The following is a 3513-nucleotide window of genomic DNA, read 5'->3' on the forward strand; positions in this document are numbered from 1 at the left end:
AGCACCTGCCTGGCACCCTCGAAATTGTTCTCATCGAGCAACTTGTAACCCAGGACCAGGTTCGATTTGTCCTTGATCGCCAGCGTGGAAGGGCTGTTGCTGGCAATCTGCCCGGTACGGTCGAGATACTGGCGTCCGTCCAGTTCCCTGCCGTCCCTTAACAGCGCGATACCCAGGTTGTAGGTCGTAAAGCCCTCCAGGCTTTTCGTACCCTGGAGCTCTTTCAGGATACGCGCGGCCTCAGCAAAGCGGCCGTTCGCCAGGAAGATTTGCGCGCGGAGGAAAGTCAGATCATCACGAATTCGTTCGGGCACGCTTCCTCGAATACGCTCAACGGCATGCAAGGCATTTTCCGGCTGGTCTTTCTGGAAATAGATTCGGGCCAGCCGGAAAATCGCCTCATTACGCACGGGTTCTTCGACATTCCCTTCGATGACTGCCGTGATGGCACGGCCGGCGCGATAGTGCATCCGGTAAGCGAGCTCGAAATCACCCACGGCGAACTCTGCGTGGTTGAGATGGGTGAAAAGCGAGTCGAGCTCGGGTTCATCGAGACCATGGAACTGCCCCAGTTCGGTGTCGAGCCGGGCAATCGAATCGAACCAGTCCCCCTGGAAGGCGTAATAGAGGGCCTCGCCGAAATAGAGGTCCTTCAGCTCCTTAGGAGCGGTCGTACTGGCCAGAACGATCCGTTCATTCGCAGCGAGGGTACTGGCCGCCAGCGAAGACGATGCGAACAACAGAGATGCCAGTAAAATGATTAGCCTGATCATAATGGTCTCGCAAAAACCAGGTTTGCCGCAGAGTTCACAGAGAAAGTCAAAAGACCTTGCAAAAGTTTTCTCTGCGTTCTCGGCGGTGAAAAAATCGATTTGTTACCAGTCCTTCAGCGTAATATCCTGACTAGCCAGAGTGAACTCGACGATCTTCGGCCCGACGTCCTTGGTCACATTGAAGCTCTCCGTTTTTCTGAAATCGGTGCCTCCCGCAGTTTTTCCGAGGAGAGTCACCTGCAGGTCGTGTTCGCCGGTCGTGATATTGCCGGTATAGATGCGCTGTACCCCACCTTTCTGCAGGGCTTCGAGTTCCTTGAAGGTATAGAGGTGCTGGGCTACCGGCTTGCCGCTCAGTTGGATCTCGACCGAATCGAGGCGGAACTTTTCACCATTGGCCAGAGACACGAAAACCGCGACCTGGGTATCGGATGGATACAGCAGCTTTTCCTCCAACCGGTTCAGTTCCGCCGCAATGCCGAGGGCATCGGCCTTGATTTCCTGAATCTGCTCATCCAGCCCCTTGATCTGTTCCTTGGTGACCTCCTGCGCGTAAGCGGGGAAGCTCAACAGAAGAATCGAAACCGCCGAAAGGACCATTTTCAGAGAGTTGCTCATCTTTTCCACCTTGCTTTCGAGTGTGTGACCAGTCCGACCTGTCGGACTGGTCTGAAACCAGAAACGATCTACATCATCCCGATCAGGTTGATGAACAGTCCCTGGTGCCGGAAATCCAGGTTGGTCAGATCGTCGGAGAAGTCGCTGAAGTTGTAGCCGGCACCGACCTTGATGTGGTTGCCCAGATGTCGGTAGAGACCGAGCAGGGCGCCGCTGCGCTGATCCTGGGCGTCCGGCAGGTCGAGCAACCGGGCCTCCACCAGGGCATCCCAGCGGTGGAGGAAGTGCCAGTCGGCGCGCACGACATAAAGATGCGCCCGGCTGCTGAAGAACTCCCGGTCTTCCCGATCCTGGCTCACCTCGCCGTGGCGGTAGGCGTACTTGCCGCCGACGGTCCACCTCGCCGTCAGGTCATACATGACGTCCACGGCCCCGATATGGCTGCGCTGGATCACGCCGGTCACCGGCCGGGTCAGGCTGCCAGCCACCTGTTCGGCCGCCGGCACGTTGTAGAAGTAGGTGTACTTGAACAGGGCATTCAGCCGGTCATGGTGAACGGGGCGATAGGCGTAGCCCAGTACCGCTTCCGTGTAGTCGCCGTCGAAAGCCTGGCCCAGGGAACTCTCGCTGTGGGCATAATTGAACTTGCCGAGGAGCCGCCAGTCCGGGGACAGTTGGTACCTGAGGCTGTTCTTCACCAGCCAGGTAGTGCGCTTGGAGGTGCTGGTATCCGGCTGTTCGGTATCGTCCACCCGGTACTCCAGGGCACTGGCGATCTTCAGCTTTTCGAAGCCGTAGCCGACGCTCACGCCGGCCGCCGTTCGCTTGAGTTCGGCCCCCGTCTGAAAGTCCTCGAGGGTGCCGAAGTCCAGGTTCGCACCCAGGTTGAGGCGGTCGGTGGGCGCGAGGTCGACGCCGGTGGAATGCATCAGGCCGGTCGGCACGTCGCCATGGGTATAGCGCTCTTCGAGGTAGATGCTGGCGCTGTCGGAATAACGGGTGCGGAAACCGGAAGCCAGATTCCCCTTCCTGGCGCGCAGCCCGTTGTCCGTGCGCTCGTTTTCGAGGGCATAGTTGAGGTAGAGATTGGTCCGGTCGGAATACAGGAATTCCGTCCCGAGCCGGCCGGCCTCCCCGAGATCGCCCTCGGAAACTTCACCGGTGACCTTGAAGCGATCGGTCAGCCGATAACTGCCGCCGGCGCCGATCCGGGCATTCTCCTCGCGGTTTCCGGTCGTGTGCAGAGACTCCTGCGCAAAACCGTAGGCACTCCAGCGCGTCCGGGAATCGTACAACAGCTGGGCCACCATATCGGTGCGATCGCCCTGTTCCTGGGTGGGGACGATTTGCGCAGGCGCCGATCGGTCATCACGGCTGTCATGGCGCACGCCCGTGCTCAGGGTCCAGTGCTCGCCCAGCTGGTAATCCACATTCATCTCGCCGGCCTGCGTCTCCAGCCCGCCGGCCTGCGTCCCGGGGACGTTGCTCTGAATCCGCCGGTCGGCCTTGAGCCGCAGGCCGAAGCGGTCGGAGAGAGGCAGAGCCGCCGTGCCGCCATACTGGGTCAGGTCCCGGTCGGTGGCCAGGCCCGGTGCCGAATAGCCCGCCTCAAGGTCCTGGAGGTAGAAGGTGGTCTGGCCCCGCCCTTTCTCGAAGACGTCCTGAAAGCCGATGCTGGCGTCGAGGCGATACCCCATGGCCTCGGTTTCGTTCAGGGAGTCCGGTGTGGCGAAATCGAAACCGCCGTCCAGAGAGTTCGTAGTCAGCACTCCCGGGCCTTCGCTGCGCCCCGCTTCCAGCCTGAGCCAGGAGGCCGAGGACTTGCGGAGGGTCACGTCCGCAGCATTAAGTTTGCTTTCACTCCCCACTTCTTCCTGGTTGCTGGCGGTCAGGCCGACCTTGAGGTGATCATTGAACCAGTAATGCGCCCGCCCGCCCGTCGCCAGCGTGTCCAGGTCATCGAACCCGGGGGTGAATTCATAGCGGACCACCAGGAAGACCGGATGCCCGCTGAAGGAGCCGCTTTGCACCAGCAGGCTGTCGTCCGCCGTTCCGGAAAGCGGCTGCGTCAGCAGGATGCGACCCTGCAGATAATCGATGTCGTAGTCGAGCGCCGGACTCA

Annotated in this window: 3 protein-coding genes; all 3 read right to left on the reverse strand. The window is 60.3% G+C overall.

Going from position 1 to position 3513, the window contains the following annotated elements:
* A partial coding sequence (locus VD811_11845; GenBank protein HXV21667.1) for a tetratricopeptide repeat protein occupies positions 1-740 on the reverse strand: 740 nt, incomplete at its 3' end.
* Between the two features lie 135 nt (positions 741-875).
* On the reverse strand, positions 876-1391 hold the full coding sequence (locus VD811_11850) for a hypothetical protein (GenBank protein HXV21668.1): 516 nt from the start codon (positions 1389-1391) through the stop codon (positions 876-878).
* Positions 1392-1459: 68 nt separating this feature from the next.
* The coding region (locus VD811_11855) for a hypothetical protein (GenBank protein ID HXV21669.1) at positions 1460-3513 on the reverse strand (2054 nt) is incomplete at its 5' end.

This window comes from Desulfuromonadales bacterium (assembly GCA_035620395.1).
Taxonomy (GTDB): domain Bacteria; phylum Desulfobacterota; class Desulfuromonadia; order Desulfuromonadales; family DASPGW01; genus DASPGW01.